Below are 19,645 nucleotides of genomic sequence, written 5' to 3'. Positions count from 1 at the left end.
GTTTTTCGCGGGGGGGATCGTTCTCAGAACTGTCATCTTCGCGCGGCCAAGTTGCAGCATTGGCCGGACCTGCCCGGTGCACCAAAAGCGGCAGGAACGACGTTGGCACGTGCGGCGCCAGCTACTATTCCAGCCGCCGCATGCACGCGCCGACGCCCTCCCTATCCGCCCAAGGCGCCGCGCGGCACTGGCGCTTCCTGCTGCTGTTCGCGCTGGCCAATGCAGGCGGGACGATCGGCTATCTGCCGCTGTTCACGGTGTTCCTGCCGATCAAGGTGGAAGCGATCGCCGGCGCCGACCGGCTCGACCTGTTCACCCTGGTCGCGGCGATCGGCACGGTCGCGGCGATTGCTGCCAATATCGGCTTCGGCTGGCTGAGCGACCGCTCGCTGGCACGCGGGCGCGGGCGTCGGGGCTGGCTGCTGCTCGGCACACTCGGCCTGGCGCTCGCCTATGCCCTGTTTGCCCGTGCCGAGTCGCCGGCCGGTGTCACGCTCGCGGTGGTCGCGGTGCAATGCGCCGCGAATGCGGTGCTGGCGCCGCTGCTCGCGCTGATGGCGGACGAGATTCCCGATGCGCAGAAGGGCTTTACCGGCGGCCTGCTCGCGCTCGCCAACCCGATCGGCGCGGCCACGGCCTGGGCACTGGTCCAGCTCCCCGGCGCCACCGAGCCCCTGCGGCTGGGCCTCCTCTCGCTCGTCATCGCGCTGCTGGTCGCACCGCTCGCCTTCTCCACGGCGCGACGCCTGCCGCCGCAGCCCGCGCCCCTTCCCCGCGGCCAGGCCCGCCGCAACCTCGCCGCAGCCTGGGTCGCGCGGCTGTTGCTCCAGTCGGCGGGCAACGGACTGACGCTCTACCTCTATTATTATTTCGCCGACCTGCCGCCCCGACAGACCGCCGCCGCGGCCGCCGATTTCGTCGGGCGCACACTGGTGCTCGCCTACCTCCTCCCCCTGCCCTGCACGCTGCTGCTCGGCCGCCTCTCGGACCGGATCGGCCGCCGCAAGCCGTTCCTGCTGGCGGCAGCGGCGGTCACCGCAGGTGGGCTGCTCGTCATGGGCCTGGCCGGCACCCGCACGATCGCGGTGGCGGGATTCCTGGTCTATGGCGTCGGCGCGCAATTGTTCATGGCGCTGCACGGCGCCTTCTGGATGCAGGAGATGCCGAGCGAACGCCATCGCGGCCGCGACCTCGGCATCCTCAATCTCACCAACACGCTGCCCGCGCTGGTCGGCACGGCGATCGCCTGGATGGCGGCGACGCCGGGCAGCTTCGCGCCGCTGCTCTTCCTGCTCTCCGGCCTCACCTTGGCGGGCGGGCTGGTGATGCTCGCGGTACGCGAGCCCGCTTAAGGATAGGCGAGCAGCCGCTGCATCGTCGCGCCGGGGCGCGCCGCCGCGCCGGTATCGTTCACCAGATGCGCAATCGTGCCGATCCCGCCGCCGAGCGACATCGTCGTCACATGGTGGAAGCGCACCCCCGGCCGCCCCGGCGCCTCGATCGCGCTTTCGAGCACCACCTGCGGGTTGGTCCGGAAATAGACATAGACGCCCAGCGCTACCGCCGCATGCGCGCGCACCTGGTCGTCGACCTTGTAGGCTGCCCAGCCGCGGGTCGGGCCCGCCATCCAGGCCGACTGGCTGGGCGGATCATAGGGCAGCTCGTTCTGGTAGAAATAGGTCCGCCCGCGCTCGCCCCGCCACCAGGTCTGGTAGCGCTGGAAATGCTCGACGAACAGCGCGTGTGCGGTCACGTCGTCGCCGTTGACCACCAGCCCCTGATCGCCGGTGCTCTCGTCCCAGCCGACATGGACGCGGGTGCCGTCGACATCGCCGTGATCGGCCCGCCAGATCCAGAGATGATCGGCAAGGACATGGTGGCTGTTGATCTCGAGGCAGGTCTCGACCTTGCCGACCTCCACCCCGCCGACGCGGAAGAACAGGTCAGCGAGCAGCACCGGATTGTGGCGATGGTCGCCGGTGCTGCCGCGCGGCCCCACCTGCACCAGCACCGGCGAGCGCTCGGCGCCGGCATCGATCATCAGCCCGGCGATGGTGACGCCGGGCACATCGTCCATCTCGACCACCGCATTGCCCTTTACCGCCTGCAGCGTCGCGAGCCCGATGCCGAGCAGCACGCGGTTGGCCGAAGTCACCCGCAGCGGCGCGTCGAGCCGATAGACGCCCGGCGTGAACAGCAGATGCTGGCCGCGGGCGAGCGCGGCGTTGAGCGTGGCGGCGTCCATGCCCGGCCGCGGGAGGAAGAAATGTGCGATCGGCAACGCGCTGCCGGGTGTGGGCCCGTCGGCCCAGCTCGTCCCCACAGCCTCGCGCCGCAGTGCCGGCACGAACACCGACCAGTGGCCTGCCTCGTCCAGCTGCAGGAACGGCTTCTCACGGAGCAGCGGCACGCGCAGCAACGTCGTCACCGCCGGATCGGGGAAGCTGGTCGCCGGCGCGCCCTGCACGCCCTGGAACATCATGTTCCAGTTCACCCCCTGCCAACCGCCGATCCGGCTGCTGCGGCTATACCATTGCTGCTGGCTGCCGGCGCGGATCGTGCCTTCGATCCGGCAATCGGCGAGAAAGCCGCCGCTCGACGACCCGCCATCGTCGAGCACCAGGTCGCCGAGCATGTGGATCCGCCGATAGGGCGCCGCCTGGGAAACCGCCCAGCGGTCCCAGCCCGCTGGCGGGCGTATGGTGAGGTTCTCGGCGCCGCGCCAGAAATTGGCGAGCGCATCGCCCTTCAGCCAGTCGGCATTGACGCGGACATGTCCGTCGATCGTAACCGCACCCGGCAACTTCCCCAGCCCGAGAACCTGGGTAAAGAAGCCCACCCGCACGTCGGTGGTATAGCGCCCAGGCTTGAACAGAATGGCGAAGCGGCGATCGGTGAAATGCGCGGCTTCCTGCTGCGCGAAGATCGCGTCGATCCGCGCCTGCACATCGCCGCCGGGCATCGACGGATCGATCACCAGCACGTTCGGCCCGAAATCGGGCGTCGTCTCCGCGGTCATCGCTTCCCCCGCCTGTACCGGTAGCGGCACCGCTGCCGCCGCCGCGATCGCCGCCAGCCCGGCATCACCGGCGCGACGGATCACCGTGCGCCGGCTCGCATCGGGCAGGCCGCCCCCCTTGCCTTCGTGCAATCGCTGTCCCCGTCAGGCGAAGTCGAGCTGCACGCGGCCATGCTGGACAATCGCGGTGCGCGCGGTCTTCACCGGCGCCCCCGGCTCGCTGACCGTGTCGACGGTGCGGAACTGCGCCTGCCACTGGTCGCGGGTGACGTCGCACAGCAGATAGCCGCGCCGGTCGTTCATGTATTTCAGATAGGGATTGCGGCCGAGGATCTTGTCGCTGCCCGCGCGGACGTCCGCCCCGTCGCCGCCCGAGCTGATCGAGGTGGAAACGAACTCCACCGCCACCGCGTCGCCCTGGCCAGCGCGGGTGCGCAGCTCGCCGGCATAATTCTGGTGCTCGTCGCCGGTCAGCACCACGACATTGCCGTGGCCGGCAAACTTGGAGAACAGCCGCTCGCGGGGCAGGTCATAGCCGCCCCAGCTGTCCATGTTGCGGATCGGCGCGGGTTCGTCGCCCATGCGGCGATCGAGCGGCATCATCATCACCTGCTGGGCGATCGCGTTCCAGCGCGCCTTGCCCTCGGCGAGGTTACGCGCCAGCCACGCTTCCTGCGTGGTGCCGAGCACCTGCGCATCGGCAGCGCCCCAGCCGGCGCATTTGGCCTTGAAGCCGTCGTCGCAGGGCTGCTCGGTGCGATACTGGCGGGTGTCGAGCAGGTGCAGATCGAGCAGGTCGCCGACGCGGGCGCGGCGATAGGCCTGGATGCCGTCACCATGCGGGATCGAGCTGCTGCGCACCGGCATATGCTCGTACCAGGCCTGGAAGGCAGCGGCGCGGCGGAGCAGGAACGCCTCGGGGGGCGTGCCGTTCTGGTCGCGGTCGGCCACCCAGTTGTTCTGGATCTCATGGTCGTCGAAGGTCGCGTACCAGCCGGTCGCGGCGTGCGCGGCCTGGAGATCCGCGTCGGTCTTGTACTGGGCGTAACGGCGGCGATAGTCGTCGAGGCTGAACGGCTCCTCGCCGACATGCGCGCGGATAAACTTCCGGGGGTTGCCGCCATAGTCGAACGCCACCGGGTTGCCGCGACCCTCGTAGATGTAGTCGCCATAATGGAAGAGAAAGTCCGCCTCCTCCCGCGCGGCATGGGCATAGGCGGTGTAGAGCCCCTGCTCATAGTGCTGGCAGCCGGCGACGAGAAAGCGCGCCTTCGCCACCGAGGCGCCGGCAGCGGGCAGCGTCTTGACCCGCCCCCGCATCGAGCGCTCGCGCCCGCAGGTGAAGCGGTACCAGTAGGGCCGATCGGCCTGCAGCCCACCGACTTCGACATGCACCGAATGGCCGAGCTCCGGCCGGGCCAGCGCCTCGCCCTTGGCAGCGATCGTCTTGAAGGCGGGGTCGGCGGCGACTTCCCACTGCACCGCGATCGGCACCATCGGCATCCCGCCATGCGGCTCGAGCGGCTCAGGGGCGAGTCGCGTCCACAGCACGAAGCCGTCGGCCGCAGCGTCACCCGCCGCGATGCCCAGCGTGAAGGGATAGGCGCGGAACGCCTGCTGCGCGCGGACGATGCCCGGCGCGCCCAGCACCAGCAGCGATCCGGCGGCGCCCAGCAACAGCTCGCGTCGTGTAGTGTGCATCCTTCGTCTCCCTCGCGCGGTGCGGCAGGCACCCCCGCCACCGCCTCAGCGGGGAGATGCAAGCCTCATCCGCTGCGCATGGCAAGCGAAGATGACAGAAATGTGAACGTTCACATCGCCTGGGCGAAATGCGGCGCGAGCACCGCCACCTCGCGCGCGACTTCCCGCCGCAGCGCCGCGCGCATCAGGTTCGACGCACGGACATAGCCGGGCCAGTCGGCGATGACCTGGCGCAGCGTCCAGGTGCCGATATGGCTGCTCGAGGTACCGCGCGAGACGTTGGTCGCATCGCGAAGGGCCTTCAGCGCAGGGTCCGTCGCCCCCGCCGCGATCAGCCGCTCGCACAGCGCTACCACTTCGCGTCGCCGCGCGCTGCTGGCGCGGGTCAGGCGGTAGCGGACCGCCATCACCGCCTTGTCGTCGCAACGGGCGGATCGTGTGAGCTGCTCGAGTTCGTCGAGCGCGGCGAGCATCTGGGCGTGGTGTCGGCGCAGGTCTTCCATCCGGCTCTTATAGGTGGCCGAACCTACTGCAACGTCAACAAAGCTTGTTTCGCCGGGGCTTACTGCGTCCAGTCGAGCATCTCGGCGGTCACCCAGCCATAGACATAGTTGAGGTAGAAGGCCCCGAACAGCACCGCCGAGAGGATCGTGGTGCGCACCACGATCTTCGTCGGATTGAAGCTGTGCGGCGCGCTCGGCGCCTGGCCGGGGACAAGCGGCACGCCCGCCTCCTCGCTGGTTCGCACCCCGAAGGGCAGCACGAAGAACACCGACATCGCCCAGAAGAGCGTATAGATCGCGAGCGCCGACTGCCACTTCATGGGGCGAAGGTTACGCCTCGATCAGCAGCACGTCCACCACCGGCTTCTTGCCGGTGAAGCGCACCGCGACCCGCCGCACCGCGAGGCGCAGCGACTCGCGCAGCTTCTCGCGATCGCGCCAGTCCTTCTTCACCGCCTCGGCAGCGGCATCGGCGGCAGCCTCGATCAGGTCCTCGCGGTCCTCTTCCACCGGCACGCCCTGGACGCGGATCTGGGGGGCGCCGAGCAGCTTGCCCTTGCGATCGATCGCCACCGCGACCGACATCTGGCCGTACAGCGCGATCCGCCGCCGCTCGCCCATCGTCGCGCCGTCCGCCGGCAGGATCACGTCCCCGTCGAGCACGAGGCGGCCGACCGTCGCATGGCCGATCTTCTGCGGGCCGTTGGGCGCGAGACGGATGATCTCGCCATTCTGCTGCTTCACCGCCTTGGGCACGCCCTGTTCGAGCGCGAAGCGGGCCTGTTCGTGCATGTGGCGGATCTCCCCGTGCACCGGAACGATGATCTCGGGCCGGATCCACTTGTACATCTCCGCCAGCTCGGGGCGCCCCGGGTGGCCGGACACGTGCACGAAGGCCTGGCGGTCGGTGATGATGTCGACGCCCTTGTCGGCCAGCGTGTTCATGATCTTGCCGATCGCGATCTCGTTGCCCGGGATCTGGCGCGAGGAGAACACCACCAGGTCGCCCTGGTGGAGCTTGAGCACATGGCTGCCCTCGGCGATGCGGTTGAGCGCGGCGCGGGGCTCGCCCTGGCCGCCGGTCGCGACGATCAGCACGCGCGAGGCGGGCAGCGTCATCGCCTTGTCGAAGTCGATCAGCTCGGGGAAGTCGCGCAGATAGCCGGTCGCCTTGGCAACGCGGATGATCCGGTCGAGCGAGCGTCCGGCGACGCACAGCTCGCGGCCGGTGTCGCGGGCGACCTCGCCCAAAGTCTGCAGCCGCGCCGCGTTCGAGGCGAAGGTGGTGACGAGCACGCGGCCCTTGGCGCCAGCGACCACCTCGTCCAGGCCCTTGCGTACGTCCGCTTCCGAGCCCGAGGCTTCGGGATTGAACACGTTGGTCGAGTCGCACACCAGCGCAAGCACGCCCTTGTCGCCGATCGCAGTCAGTTCCTCGGCGGTGGCCGAACCGCCCAGCGAGGGCGCCTCGTCCAGCTTCCAGTCGCCGGTGTGGAACACCTTGCCATAGGGCGTCTCGATCAGCACCGCATTGCCCTCGGGGATCGAGTGGGCGAGCGGCGTATAGGTGACCGTGAACGGACCGATGTCGAACGGCCCCTCTTCCTTGACCACGTTCAATTCGACACGGTCGTCGATGCCTTCCTCGGCCAGCTTGCCGTGGATCAGGCCCGCGGTGAACGGCGTCGCGTAGAGCGGCACGCCGAGATCGGCGGCGAGATAGGGCAGCGCGCCGATATGGTCCTCATGCCCGTGCGTCAGCACGATGCCGAGCAGGTCGTCCACCCGGTCCTCGATGAACTGGAGGTCGGGCAGGATCACGTCGATGCCCGGATAGCTGGCATCGCCAAAGGTGATGCCGCAATCGACCATCAGCCATTTGCCGTCGCAGCCATAGAGATTGACGTTCATGCCAATCTCGCCCGAGCCACCGAGGGCGAGGAAGAGCAGTTCGTTTCTTGGGGTCACTTAATTTCCTTGCTGGCTGCGTTCCCACAGCATCGCCAAGCCCTGGATGGTGAGATCGGGCTCGATCGTATCGAACACCGATGTATGCCTTTCGAAGAGAATCGCCAGCCCACCCGTCGCAATAACCTTGAGCGGCCTGCCCACTTCGGCCTTCAGTCGCGCGACCAACCCCTCGATCATCGCCACATAGCCCCAATAGATGCCGATATGCATCTGATCGACGGTGTTGCGGCCGACCACGCTGGCGGTATCCGGCGCGGAAATGGCAATACGCGGCAGCTTGGCGGCTGCGGTCACCAGCGCGTCGAGCGACAGGTTGATGCCCGGCGCGATGATCCCGCCCTTATAGGCGCCGCGATAATCGACCACGTCGAAGGTGGTCGCAGTGCCGAAGTCGATGATGATCAGGTCGCCTTCGTGCCGCGCATGGCCGGCGAGCACGTTGAGCGCGCGGTCGGCGCCCAGGTTCTGCGGCTCGTCGACGTCGAGCGCGAAGCCCCATTCGGCATTGCCCTTGCCGGCGATCACCGCCTCGGTCTTGAAGTATTTGCTGGCGAGCACCTCGAGGTTGTGGAGCGCGCGCGGCACCACCGTGCCGACAATCACCCCCGTCACCGCGGCGCGGTCATAGCCTTCGAGCGCCAGCAACTGGCTGAGCCATACCGCATATTCGTCGGCGGTGCGGCGCGGATCGGTGGCGATGCGCCAGCGAGCGCGGATCTCGCCGCCGTCCACCAGCGCGAACACGACATTGGTATTGCCGGCGTCGATCGCGAGCAGCATCGCCCTTCCCTCTTCTTCGTTACAGCAGGAACACGTCGCCCGCGTGAATGGCACGGGTCGCTCCATCGGCCAAGCGCAGGATCAGCGCACCGTTCGAATCCAGCCCGCCGAACAGCCCGTCGAAGCTCAAGCCGTCGGCAAGCCGCGCGGTGAGCGCGGTGCCCTCGGGATGCGCCCTGGCGAGCCAGCGCTCCCGCACCGGCCACATGCCCTCGCCCCGCCAGCGCTCCAGCCAGCGGCCGAAGCTCTCGGCGAGCACCTCGGCGAAAATGTCAGGAGCGACGGTCACGCCCTGCGCGGCAAGGCTCGTCGCGGCGCGGTCGAGCCCCTCGGGCGCCGCCGCCAGGTTGACGCCGATGCCGACCGCGATCGCGTCCCCTGCCCGTTCGAGCAGAATGCCCGACAGCTTGGCGCCGCCGACCAGCAGGTCGTTGGGCCATTTGAGTATAGGCGCAACGCCGAACGCCCGCACCGCCTCTTCCAGCGCGACGGCCGAGAGCAACGCCAGCGTCGCCGGCGACGGATCGGTCGGCCGCACCCGGACCAGCGTCGAAATGTAGAGATTGCCCGCAGGCGAGACCCAGGCGCGCCCTTGCCGGCCCTTGCCGGCGGTCTGGCGTTCGGCCCGGAGCCACAGCCCTTCCCCGGCGCCCGTAAGCGCCAGGGAAAGAATGTCGGCATTGGTCGATCCCGTCTCGGCGACGGTCCGGATCACAGGGGTCAGAACAGCGCCTTCGCCGCGACCAGCGACCAGGTGCCGAGTGCACCGAACAGCACCCAGCCGATCGGCGAGATGACGACCGCACTGATCGCGATCAGCCCGCCCTCGACCAGGTCGGTCTTGCCCGCAAAGGCAGGGGCCGGCTCGTCGAAGTACATCGTCTTGACGATCTTGAGGTAATAGAAGGCACCGATCGTCGAGGCCGCGGCACCCACCGTGGCGAAGGCGATCAGGCCCGAATGCATCGCGGCGATGAACACGCCCAGCTTGGCGAAGAAGCCGAGCAGCGGCGGGATGCCGGCGAGGCTGAACATGAAGATCGCCAGCGCCAGCGCCAGGCCCGGCCGCGTGCGCGACATGCCCGAAAGGCTGGCGATGGTCTCGACCTGCTCGCCCTGCTCGTCGCGCATCTGCAGCACCACCAGGAAGCTGCCGATCGTCATCACGACGTAGATCGCCATGTAGACGAGCACGCTCGCCACGCCTTCCTCGCCACCGGCGGCGAGGCCGATCAGCGCGAAGCCGACATTGTTGATCGACGAGTATGCAAGCAGGCGCTTGATGTTGGTCTGGCCGATCGCCGCCACCGCACCGAAGATGATCGAGGCGAGCGAGGCGAAGATCACGATCTGGCGCCATTCGAGGATCGCAGGACCCATCGCGTCGACCGCGACGCGCACCGCCATCGCCACCGCCGCCACCTTGGGCGCCGAGGCGAAGTACGCGGTGACCGGGGTCGGCGCGCCTTCATACACGTCCGGCGTCCACATGTGGAACGGCACGGCCGAGATCTTGAAGGCGAGACCGGCGAACACGAACACCAGGCCGAACAGCAGACCGGTATGCTGGCTGCCGCTGGCGCCGGCGCTGTAGGCGTCGGCGATGCCGTCGAACAGCGTCGTGCCGGCGAAGCCGTAGACCAGGCTGATGCCGTAGAGCAGAATGCCCGAGGCGAGCGCTCCGAGCACGAAATATTTCAGGCCCGCTTCCGCCGAGCGCGTGTCCCGCCGCATGAAGCTGGCGAGGATATAGGCCGAAAGGCTCTGCAGCTCGAGGCCGACATAGAGGCTCAGCAGGTCGCCCGCCGACACCATCATGCCCATGCCCACGGTCGAGAGCAGGATCAGCACCGGATATTCCGGACGCAGATCCTCGCCCGAGGTGCGCTGGAAGAACTTCGGCGCGACGAGGATCGACACCGCCGCGGCGACATAGATCACCACCTTGGCGAAGGTTGCGAAGGCATCCGCGCGGTAGAGGCCGCCGAACGCGCTGCCGCCCGTCGAGGGCGGACCCGCCAGCGCGATGCCGGCACCGGCGAGCAGCGCCACCGAGGCCCAGCTCACCAGCTTGGTCGATGCCTGGCCGCCCCATGCGGCGACCAGCATCAGGACGATCGAGCCGGCCGCGAGCACCAGCTCGGGCAGCGTCATGAGGAGTTGCGTGGAATAGGACATCAGTGCGCCCCCTCGTGCGCGGAGGCTTCATGGGCGGGTGCCGCCTGCGGCGAACCCGGCGTGGGCTTGGAGTCGCTGATCGACGCGGTGTGCGCGGCGCTGTCGAGGCGCTGCGTCAGCCGCGCGACGTCGGCGCGCATCGGTGCGGTGAAGCTGGTCGGATACACGCCCATCCACAGCACCACGGCGGCGAGTGCCGCGAGCATCGCGACTTCGCGGCCGTCGAGATCCGGCATCGCCTTCACATCGTCCTTGGTCAGGTCGCCCCACACCACCCGACGGAACAGGTATAGCATATAGGCGGCGCCGAGGATGATGCCGGTGGTGCCGATCAGCGCGGTTGCGGTCGAGACCTGGTAGACGCCGGCGAGGCTGAAGAATTCGCCGACGAAGTTGCTGGTGCCCGGCAGGCCGATCGAGGCCATGGTGAACAGCAGGAACAGCACCGCATAGCGCGGCATGTTGATCGCCAGGCCGCCATAGCGGTCGATCTCGCGGGTGTGCAGGCGATCATAGATGATGCCGACGCACAGGAAGAGCGCGCCCGAGACCACGCCGTGGCCCAGCATCACCATCATCGCACCGTCGATGCCGTTCGCGTTGAAGGCGAACAGACCCATGGTGACGATCGCCATGTGCGCGACCGACGAATAGGCGATCAGCTTCTTCATGTCGCTCTGCACGAGCGCGACGAGCGAGGTGTAGACCACCGCGACGCACGACAGGCCGAAGACGACCCACATGAACTGCACCGACGCGACCGGGAACATCGGCAGCGAGAAGCGCAGGAAGCCATAGCCGCCGAGCTTCAGCAGCACGCCCGCCAGGATGACCGAGCCTGCGGTCGGCGCCTGGACGTGCGCGTCGGGAAGCCAGGTGTGGACCGGCCACATCGGCATCTTCACCGCGAACGACGCGAAGAAGGCGAGCCACAGCCAGGTCTGCCAGCTGGCCGGGAAATCATAGGCCATCAGGTAGGGGATCGACGTCGTGCCGGTGGTCAGCACCATCGCGATCATCGCGATGAGCATCAGCAGCGAGCCGAGCAGCGTGTACAGGAAGAACTTGTACGACGCGTAGATGCGGTTCACGCCGCCCCAGATGCCGATGATCAGGTACATCGGGATCAGGCCGCCTTCGAAGAAGACGTAGAACAGGAACAGGTCCTGCGCGGCGAAGGTGCCGATCATCAGCACTTCGGTCGCGAGGAACGCCGCCATATATTCCGGCACGCGCTTGGTGACCGAGAGCCAGCTGGCGCCGATGCAGATCGGCATCAGGAACAGCGACAGCTCGATCAGCAGGAAGGCGAAGCCGTCGATGCCGAGCGCCCAGGAGAACTCGACGCCGCCCATCTTGAACAGCGTGACATGCTCGACGAACTGCCATTGCGGGGCACCGTCGCCATGCTGGAACTGCGTCCACAGATAGGCGCCGAGCGCCAGGTTGACGAGCGTCGCGAGGAGCGCCGTCCAGCGGGCGCCCTGGGCGCCCACGAACAGGCAGAGCACTGCGGCAACCGCAGGCACCGCGAGCAGGACGGAAAGGATCGGAAAACCGGTCATTTGTCCATCACCTCGCAATGACCCAGGTGAGCGCGGCCGTGAGCCCGATCAGCATGACGAAGGCATAGGTGTAGAGATACCCCGATTGCAGCTTGACGGCCCCGAAGCTTCCGAACTGCACCAGGCGCGCCGCGCCATTGGGGCCGAACCGGTCGATCGTCTGCTCGTCGCCGCGCTTCCAGAACAGCCGCCCGATGGCGAATGCGGGACGCACGAAGAGCAGATTGTAGAGCTCGTCGAAATACCACTTGTTGAGCAGGAACAGATACAGCGGACGCACCTGCTCGGCGAAGGCCGCCGGGAAACCCGGCGAAACGATATACGCGAAGATCGCGGTGCCCAGGCCCAGCAGCATCGCCACCGTGGCCGAGAGCTTCACCCACACCGGCACTTCATGCATCGCGTGCATCAGGTGCTCGTTGAAGGCGAGCGCGCCGTGCCAATAGGTCTCGCCCGCGGTCGGCTCGATGAACGCGCCGTGGAAGACGAAGCCGGCCAGCACTGCACCGATCGACAGCAGGATCAGCGGGATCAGCATGACCAGCGGGCTCTCGTGCGGATGGTAACCCGCCGTGCCCTCGGCCTCATGCTCGTGCAACGCATGGGTGCCGTGCGGGGTGTGACCAGCATCTTCCTGCGCCGGCGCATTGGCATGCTCGCTGCCATGGCCGTGCGTGTCGTGCGCATGCTCGTCGTGATGACCATGGCCGTGCGCATCATGCACCGCGTGCTGGATATGCTCGGAAGCGGCCCAGCGCGGCTTGCCGTGGAAGGTGAGGAACACCACGCGCCACGAGTAGAAGCTCGTCAGCAGCGCGACGACCACGCCGACCCAGAACACGCCGGTGTTGCCCGAAGCAAAGGCCGCCTCGATGATCGCGTCCTTCGAGTGGAAGCCGGCGAAGCCGAACGCCACCGGATTGCCGAACAGCGCGGGGATGCCGACGCCGGTGATCGCGAGCGTGCCCGCCATCATCGCCGTGTAGGTCAGCGGGATCTTCTTCCAGAGGCCGCCATAGTACCGCATGTCCTGCTCGTGGTGCATCGCATGGATCACCGAGCCGGCGCCGAGGAACAGCAGCGCCTTGAAGAAGGCGTGCGTGAACAGGTGGAACATCGCCGCGCCGTACGCGCCGACGCCCGCTGCGAAGAACATGTAGCCGAGCTGCGAACAGGTCGAATAGGCGATCACGCGCTTGATGTCGGTCTGCGTGGTGCCGACGGTGGCGGCGAAGAAGCAGGTGGCCGCGCCGATCACCATCACGACGTGCATCGCGACTGCGCTCTGCTCGAACAGCGGCGACATGCGGCAGACCATGAACACGCCCGCGGTCACCATGGTGGCGGCGTGGATCAGCGCCGACACCGGCGTCGGGCCTTCCATCGCGTCCGGCAACCAGGTGTGCAGGCCGAGCTGGGCCGACTTGCCCATCGCGCCGACGAACAGCAGCAGGCAGAGCACGGTGATCGTGTCGAAGCGATAGCCGAGGAAGCCGATCGTCGAACCCGCGTAGTTCGGCGCCGCCGCCAGGATCGTCGGAATGTCGACGGTGCCGAACACCAGGAACACGCCGAAGATGCCGAGCATGAAGCCGAGGTCGCCGACGCGGTTGACCACGAAGGCCTTGATCGCGGCGGCATTGGCGCTGGGCTTGCGGAACCAGAAGCCGATCAGCAGGTAGGACGCGAGACCCACGCCTTCCCAGCCGAAGAACATCTGCACCAGGTTGTTCGCGGTCACGAGCATCAGCATCGCGAAGGTGAACAGCGAGAGATAGGCGAAGAAGCGCGGCTGGTCCGGCTCCTCGCTCATATAGCCCCAGCTATAGAGGTGGACGAGCGCCGAGACGCTGGTCACCACCACGAGCATCACCGCGGTCAGCGCGTCGACGCGCAGTTCCCAGGCGAAGCTCATCGTGCCCGAGGTCATCCAGTGCAGCACCGGGGTGACCGTCGGCGCGGCACTGCCGCTCAGGTAGGAGAGGAAGATCGGCCAGGACAGGCCGCACGCCACGAACAGCGAGCCCGTGGTGACGATCTTGGGCAGCGCGGCGCCGAACGACTTGTTCACGAGCCCCGCAACGGCTGCCGCGAGGAGCGGCAGGAATGTGATGATCAGAATGGACGACATCAGCCCTTCATCCGATTGACGTCGTCGACCGAAATCGTGCCGCGACCGCGGAAATAGATGACCAGGATCGCAAGGCCGATCGCGGCCTCACCGGCGGCGACGGTCAGCACGAACATCGCGAACACCTGGCCGACCAGATCGCCGAGGAACGACGAGAAGGCGACGAGATTGAGGTTCACCGCCAGAAGGATCAGCTCGATCGCCATCAGGATGACGATCAGGTTCTTCCGGTTCATGAAGATGCCGAGCACCCCCATGGTGAACAGGATGGCCGAGACGACCAGATAATGGGTTAGCGAGATCACAGCTCCATCCCCTGCCCGACCGCCGGGTTCATGTTACGGGTGGCGTCCTTGGCGCGGCGGGCGTTCTGGCGCGCAATGTTCTGCGGCCGCACGTCGCTGCGCTTGCGGTAGGTCAGCACGATCGCACCGATCATCGCGACGAGCAGCACCAGGCCGGCGCCTTCGAACACGAACAGGTAGCGCGTGTAGAGCAGCTGGCCGATCGCTTCGATGTTCGGCACGCCGTCCTGCACCGGGGCGACGCGGCGGCCGAGCGCCAGCGTGCCGGCGCTCCAGGCGCCCACCGCGACGATGATCTCGGCGACCAGTGCCAATGCCAGCAGCAGGCCGACGGCGGCATACTTCATCACGCCGGCGCGGAGCTCGGTGAAGTCGATGTCGAGCATCATGACCACGAACAAGAAGAGCACCGCGACCGCGCCGACATAGACGATCACCAGCAGCATGGCGATGAATTCGGCGCCCACGAGCACCATCAGGCCCGCGGCGTTGAAGAACGCCAGGATGAGCCAGAGGACGGAATGTACCGGGTTACGCGACAGGATCGTGCAGGCGCCGGAGACGCACACGATGATCGCGAACAGGTAAAAGGCGAGAAGCTGGATCACGGAATCGGATGGCCCCTTTGAATGGTGCGGCGCTTAACGGTACGGCGCGTCGGCGGCAAGGTTCGCCGCAATCGCGCGTTCCCAGCGATCGCCGTTCGCGAGCAGCTTATCCTTTTGATAAATCAGCTCTTCACGCGTTTCGGTGGAAAATTCGAAATTCGGCCCCTCGACGATCGCATCAACCGGGCACGCTTCCTGGCACAGGCCGCAATAGATGCACTTGGTCATGTCGATGTCGTAGCGCGTCGTGCGGCGGCTGCCGTCGTCGCGCGGTTCGGCCTCGATCGTGATCGCCAGCGCCGGGCACACCGCCTCGCACAGCTTGCACGCGATGCAGCGCTCTTCGCCATTGGGATAGCGGCGCAGCGCATGCTCGCCGCGGAAGCGGGGCGAAAGCGGGTTCTTCTCGTACGGATAGTTGATCGTCGCCTTGGGCTTGAAGAAATACTTCAAGGTCAGGGCATGCGCCTTCACGAACTCCCAAAGAGTCCAGGTGCGGACGAAACTTGCGACGCTCATGCGGGCACTCCAACCCGGGTCAGCATGAGGTACCCGGAAACGAGGAAGACGAAGAGAAGCGACAGCGGCAAGAAGATCTTCCAGCCCAGGCGCATCAGCTGGTCGTAGCGATAGCGCGGGACGGTGGCCTTCACCCAGCTGAAGCAGAAGAAGAAGAACAGCATCTTGGCGAACAGCCAGAGAATGCCCGGCACGGCGTAGAGCGGCGCCCAGTCGAACGGCGGAAGATAGCCGCCCCAGAACAGCGTCGCGTTGAGCGCGCACATCAGGATGACGTTGGCATATTCGCCCAGCCAGTAGAGCGCGAAGGCCATCGACGAATATTCGGTCTGATAGCCCGCGACCAGCTCCGACTCCGCTTCGGTCAGGTCGAACGGCGCGCGCTGCGTCTCGGCCAGCGACGAGATGAAGAACACGATCGCCATCGGGAAGAGCAGCGGATTGACGAAGTTGCCGTTGACAAAGCCGTAATAGCCCTTCTGCGCCTCGACGATGCCGCCGAGGTTGAAGGTGCCTGCCCACAGGATCACCGAGATCAGCACGAAACCGATCGAGACTTCGTAGCTCACCATCTGCGCGGCCGCGCGGATCGCCGAGTAGAAAGGGTACTTGGAATTCGACGACCAGCCGGCGAGGATGATGCCGTACACGCCCAGCGACGAGGCCGCGAGCACGTAGAGCAGGCCGACATTGATGTTCGACAGCGCGACGCCCGCCTGGAACGGCACCACCGCCCACACGATCAGCGCCACCGTGAAGGTGATGATCGGCGCGAGCAGGAACAGGCCCTTGTTCGCGCCCGACGGCACGATGGTTTCCTGCAGGAACACCTTCAGGCCGTCGGCGAAGGACTGCATCAGGCCGAGCGGACCGACGACGTTCGGGCCGCGACGCAGCGCCATCGCCGCCCAGATCTTGCGATCGGCATAGATGATCATCGCGACGGCCAGCATCACCGGCAGCGCGATCACGAGGATGTCGATGACCGTGGCGACGGTCCAGGCCAGCTCGTACGGCAGGCCGAGATAGGTGAACCAGGAGGTCATTCTGCGGCCTCTGCGAAGTCTTCGCCATGGAGCAGTTCGGCCGAGCAGCGCTGCATCGTCGGCGACGCACGGCAGATGGCGTTGGTGAGATAGAAGTCGGCGATCGGATAGGTCACCGGACCCGAAGCCTGGCTGGCAAGCGACGGCGGGTTCCACGCGAATTCGGCCAGACCTTCCTGGCCGAGCGCCGGAACCTCGCTCGCCATCGCGGCGCGCAGCTCGTCGAAGCTGTCGAACGGCAGCGTGCGGCCGAGCTTTTCGGAGAGCGCGCGCAGGATCGTCCAGTCCTCGCGCGCCTCGCCCGGTGCGAACACCGCGCGATCGGCGCGCTGCACGCGACCTTCCAGGTTCACATAGGTGCCCGGCTTCTCGGCATAGGTGGCGCCCGGCAGGATCACATCGGCATGATGCGCGCCCTGGTCGCCGTGGTGGCCGATATAGACCTTGAAGCTGCCGGCGAACTTCGAGAAGTCCACCTCGTCGGCGCCCAGGAAGAAGGCGAGCTTCGGCGATGCCGCGACGATGTCGGCAATGCCGCCCTTCTGCGCATAGCCGAGCATCAGGCCGGCCATCCGCGCCGCCGCGGTGTGGACGACGTTGAAGCCGTTCCACGCCGCCTCGGTCTCGGTCGCGGCGCGCTGGAACGCACCGGCGATCGCGAGCGCGGCGCCATGGCCGTTCTTGAGCGCACCCGGGCCGAGGATCAGCGCCGGCTTCTTGGCATTGTCGATCGCCTGGGCAAGGTTCTCCGGCAGGCTGTTGAGCAGCCCCAGATCGTCGCCGAGCCACTCGACCTTGTAGGTGAGGTCCACCTGCGGGCCGATCGCGAACACCTTGGCGCCGCGCTTGATCGCCTTGCGCACGCGGGTGTTCACCAGCGGCGCTTCCCAGCGCAGGTTGGTGCCGACCAGCAGGATCGCATCGGCCTCTTCGAGCGCCGCGATGGTGGTGTTGAACGCCACCGCCGACAGGCTCGACGTGTCATAGGCCATGCCGGTCTGGCGGCCTTCGAGCAGGTCCGAACCGAACGCCTTCACCAGCGCCTTGGCGGCATACATGGTCTCGGCATCGAGCAGGTCGCCGGCGATCGCCGCGACGCTCGAGCCGGCATTGGCGGCCACGCCCGCAATCGCGTCGAACGCCTCTTCCCACGTCGCCGGGACCAGCTTGCCGTCCTTGCGGACGAACGGGCGGTCGAGACGGCGGCGGACCAGCGCATCGACATGGTAGCGGGTCTTGTCGTGCGCCCACTCCTCGTTCACGTCCTCGTTGATGCGCGGCAGGACGCGCATCACCTGACGGCCGCGGCTGTCGAGGCGGATGTTGGTGCCGACCGCGTCCATCACGTCGATCGACAGGTTCCGCTTGAGCTCCCAGGGGCGATATTCGAACGCGACCGGCTTGTGGGTCAGCGCGCCGACCGGGCACAGGTCCGCGACATTGCCCGAAAGCTCGCTCTTGAACGCCTTTTCGAGATAGGTCGTGATCTGCATGTTCTCGCCGCGATAGATCGCGCCGATATCCTCCACGCCGGCCACTTCCTCGCCGAAGCGGACGCAGCGGGTGCACTGGATGCAGCGGGTCATCACCGTCTTGATGATGGGGCCCATATATTTCTCGGTGACCGCGCGCTTGTTTTCCTCATAGCGCGACTGGCCGCGACCATAGGCGACCGACTGGTCCTGCAGATCGCACTCGCCGCCCTGATCGCAGATCGGGCAATCGAGCGGGTGGTTGATCAGCAGGAATTCCATCACGCCTTCGCGCGCAGCCTTCACCATCGGGCTGTCGGTGCGGACTTCCTGATTGTCGGCGGCCGGCAGCGCACACGAAGCCTGGGGCTTGGGCGGTCCGGGCTTCACCTCGACCAGGCACATGCGGCAATTGCCGGCGATGCTCAGCCGTTCATGATAGCAGAAACGCGGAATCTCCTTGCCCGCGGCCTCGCAGGCCTGGAGCACGGTGGCGCCCTGCGGCACCTCGACTTCGATTCCGTCAACCTTGAGCTTGGGCATTACTCTGCCGCCTCTTGCATGGTTTCGATGCCGCCCGACTTGCGCTCGGTGATCCGGCGCTCGATCTCGGGGCGGAAATGGCGGATCAGGCCCTGGATCGGCCAGGCGGCCGCGTCGCCCAGGGCGCAGATGGTGTGGCCTTCGACCTGCTTGGTCACCTGCTGCAGCGTGTCGATCTCGCTGATGTCGGCGTCGCCGGTGCGCAGCCGCTCCATCACGCGCCACATCCAGCCGGTGCCTTCGCGGCACGGCGTGCACTGGCCGCAGCTCTCATGCTTGTAGAAGTAGGAGAGCCGGCTGATCGCGCGGACGATGTCGGTCGACTTGTCCATCACGATCACGGCGGCGGTGCCGAGGCCCGAGCCGAGCGCGCGCAGACCGTCGAAATCCATCGGGCAGTCCATGATCTGGGCTGCCGGCACCAGCGGCACCGACGAACCGCCCGGGATCACCGCGAGCAGATTGTCCCAGCCGCCGCGAATGCCGCCGCAATGCTTCTCGATCAGCTCGCGGAACGGGATCGACATGGCCTCTTCGACCACGCACGGCTTGTTCACATGGCCCGAGATCTGGAAGAGCTTGGTGCCCTTGTTGTTCTCGGCGCCGAAGCTGGCGAACCATTCGGGGCCGCGACGCAGGATCGTCGGCGCGACCGCGATCGACTCCACGTTGTTGACCGTGGTCGGGCAACCATAGAGGCCCGCACCCGCCGGGAAGGGCGGCTTGAGGCGCGGCTGGCCCTTCTTGCCTTCGAGGCTCTCGATCATCGCGGTCTCTTCGCCGCAGATATAGGCGCCGGCGCCGCGATGGACGAAGACGTCGAAGTCATAGCCCGAACCGCAAGCATTCTTGCCCAGCAGGCCCGCGGCATAGGCCTCGGCGACCGCCGCGAAGAGCGTCTCGGCCTCGCGGATATATTCGCCGCGGATGTAGATGTACGCCGCCCGCGCGCGCATCGCGAAGCCCGCGACCAGCGCGCCTTCGATCAGCAGGTGCGGATCGTGGCGGATGATCTCGCGGTCCTTGCACGAGCCGGGCTCGGACTCGTCGGCGTTGATGACGAGGAAGCTCGGACGCTCGGGCGTCGGGTTCTTCGGCATGAAGCTCCACTTCATGCCCGTCGGGAAGCCGGCGCCGCCACGCCCGCGCAGGCCCGAGGCCTTGATGCGGTCGATGATGGTATCCGGGCCCAGCTCCAGCAGCGCCTTGGTGTTGTCCCACGCGCCGCGCGCACGGGCGGCGTCGAGGTGCCACGACTGGTAGCCGTAGAGATTGGTGAAGATGCGGTCCTTGTCCTGAAGCAC

The 19,645-nt window shown here is 67.0% G+C and carries 17 protein-coding genes; 1 reads left to right on the top strand and 16 read right to left on the bottom strand.

Annotated features, from left to right (window positions below; all coding sequences use genetic code 11):
• Positions 1-140: 140 nt before the first annotated feature.
• Positions 141-1,352, top strand: coding sequence for an MFS transporter (locus CA234_RS15960; protein ID WP_126002201.1), 1,212 nt, complete (start codon positions 141-143; stop codon positions 1,350-1,352).
• Here the strand turns inward: CA234_RS15960 and CA234_RS15955 are convergent.
• From CA234_RS15955 to nuoF, 16 genes are all read right to left on the bottom strand, one after another.
• On the bottom strand, positions 1,349-3,151 hold the full coding sequence (locus CA234_RS15955) for an adenylyl cyclase (RefSeq protein ID WP_126002200.1): 1,803 nt from the start codon (positions 3,149-3,151) through the stop codon (positions 1,349-1,351). The two genes, CA234_RS15960 and CA234_RS15955, sit on opposite strands and share 4 nt — an antisense overlap.
• Positions 3,152-3,163: 12 nt before the next feature.
• Positions 3,164-4,720: an alkaline phosphatase D family protein gene (locus CA234_RS15950; RefSeq protein ID WP_126002199.1), complete on the bottom strand. Its 1,557-nt coding sequence runs from the start codon at positions 4,718-4,720 to the stop codon at positions 3,164-3,166.
• A gap of 110 nt (positions 4,721-4,830) precedes the next feature.
• Complete coding sequence (locus tag CA234_RS15945) at positions 4,831-5,223, bottom strand: hypothetical protein (protein WP_125977037.1); 393 nt, start codon at positions 5,221-5,223, stop codon at positions 4,831-4,833.
• Positions 5,224-5,282: 59 nt separating this feature from the next.
• On the bottom strand, positions 5,283-5,543 hold the full coding sequence (locus tag CA234_RS15940) for a DUF1467 family protein (RefSeq protein ID WP_125977036.1): 261 nt from the start codon (positions 5,541-5,543) through the stop codon (positions 5,283-5,285).
• Positions 5,544-5,553: 10 nt separating this feature from the next.
• Positions 5,554-7,191, bottom strand: coding sequence for a ribonuclease J (locus CA234_RS15935; protein ID WP_126002198.1), 1,638 nt, complete (start codon positions 7,189-7,191; stop codon positions 5,554-5,556).
• Positions 7,192-7,974, bottom strand: a complete 783-nt coding sequence (locus CA234_RS15930; RefSeq protein WP_125977034.1) for a type III pantothenate kinase — start codon at positions 7,972-7,974, stop codon at positions 7,192-7,194.
• Between the two features lie 19 nt (positions 7,975-7,993).
• Positions 7,994-8,689, bottom strand: a complete 696-nt coding sequence (locus CA234_RS15925; protein WP_126002197.1) for a biotin--[acetyl-CoA-carboxylase] ligase — start codon at positions 8,687-8,689, stop codon at positions 7,994-7,996.
• 5 nt (positions 8,690-8,694) lie between these two features.
• Positions 8,695-10,152: an NADH-quinone oxidoreductase subunit NuoN gene (gene nuoN / locus CA234_RS15920; protein WP_126002196.1), complete on the bottom strand. Its 1,458-nt coding sequence runs from the start codon at positions 10,150-10,152 to the stop codon at positions 8,695-8,697.
• On the bottom strand, positions 10,152-11,717 hold the full coding sequence (locus CA234_RS15915; protein ID WP_125977031.1) for an NADH-quinone oxidoreductase subunit M: 1,566 nt from the start codon (positions 11,715-11,717) through the stop codon (positions 10,152-10,154). Before CA234_RS15915 ends, nuoN begins: the two co-directional genes overlap by 1 nt.
• A 7-nt stretch (positions 11,718-11,724) precedes the next feature.
• The gene (nuoL, locus tag CA234_RS15910) at positions 11,725-13,848 is read right to left on the bottom strand and encodes an NADH-quinone oxidoreductase subunit L (protein WP_126002195.1); all 2,124 of its coding nucleotides are present in this window, start codon (positions 13,846-13,848) and stop codon (positions 11,725-11,727) included.
• On the bottom strand, positions 13,848-14,153 hold the full coding sequence (gene nuoK, locus CA234_RS15905) for an NADH-quinone oxidoreductase subunit NuoK (protein ID WP_084580737.1): 306 nt from the start codon (positions 14,151-14,153) through the stop codon (positions 13,848-13,850). The genes nuoL and nuoK overlap by 1 nt, the downstream gene beginning before the upstream one ends.
• The gene (locus tag CA234_RS15900) at positions 14,150-14,761 is read right to left on the bottom strand and encodes an NADH-quinone oxidoreductase subunit J (protein WP_019367953.1); all 612 of its coding nucleotides are present in this window, start codon (positions 14,759-14,761) and stop codon (positions 14,150-14,152) included. Before CA234_RS15900 ends, nuoK begins: the two co-directional genes overlap by 4 nt.
• Positions 14,762-14,794: 33 nt before the next feature.
• Entirely contained in the window at positions 14,795-15,280 is a 486-nt protein-coding gene (nuoI, locus tag CA234_RS15895) for an NADH-quinone oxidoreductase subunit NuoI (RefSeq protein ID WP_010545143.1), read from the bottom strand.
• Positions 15,277-16,326, bottom strand: coding sequence for an NADH-quinone oxidoreductase subunit NuoH (gene nuoH, locus CA234_RS15890; RefSeq protein WP_126002194.1), 1,050 nt, complete (start codon positions 16,324-16,326; stop codon positions 15,277-15,279). Before nuoH ends, nuoI begins: the two co-directional genes overlap by 4 nt.
• The gene (nuoG, locus tag CA234_RS15885) at positions 16,323-18,341 is read right to left on the bottom strand and encodes an NADH-quinone oxidoreductase subunit NuoG (RefSeq protein ID WP_126002193.1); all 2,019 of its coding nucleotides are present in this window, start codon (positions 18,339-18,341) and stop codon (positions 16,323-16,325) included. The genes nuoH and nuoG overlap by 4 nt, the downstream gene beginning before the upstream one ends.
• Positions 18,341-19,645, bottom strand: coding sequence for an NADH-quinone oxidoreductase subunit NuoF (gene nuoF, locus CA234_RS15880; RefSeq protein WP_126002192.1), 1,305 nt, complete (start codon positions 19,643-19,645; stop codon positions 18,341-18,343). Before nuoF ends, nuoG begins: the two co-directional genes overlap by 1 nt.

Source organism: Sphingomonas sp. ABOLE, from assembly GCF_003950455.1.
In the GTDB taxonomy this organism is placed as follows: Bacteria; Pseudomonadota; Alphaproteobacteria; order Sphingomonadales; family Sphingomonadaceae; genus Sphingomonas; species Sphingomonas trueperi.
Note: the sequence above shows the minus strand (reverse complement) of the source record. Positions and strands in the feature narration are given on the sequence as shown.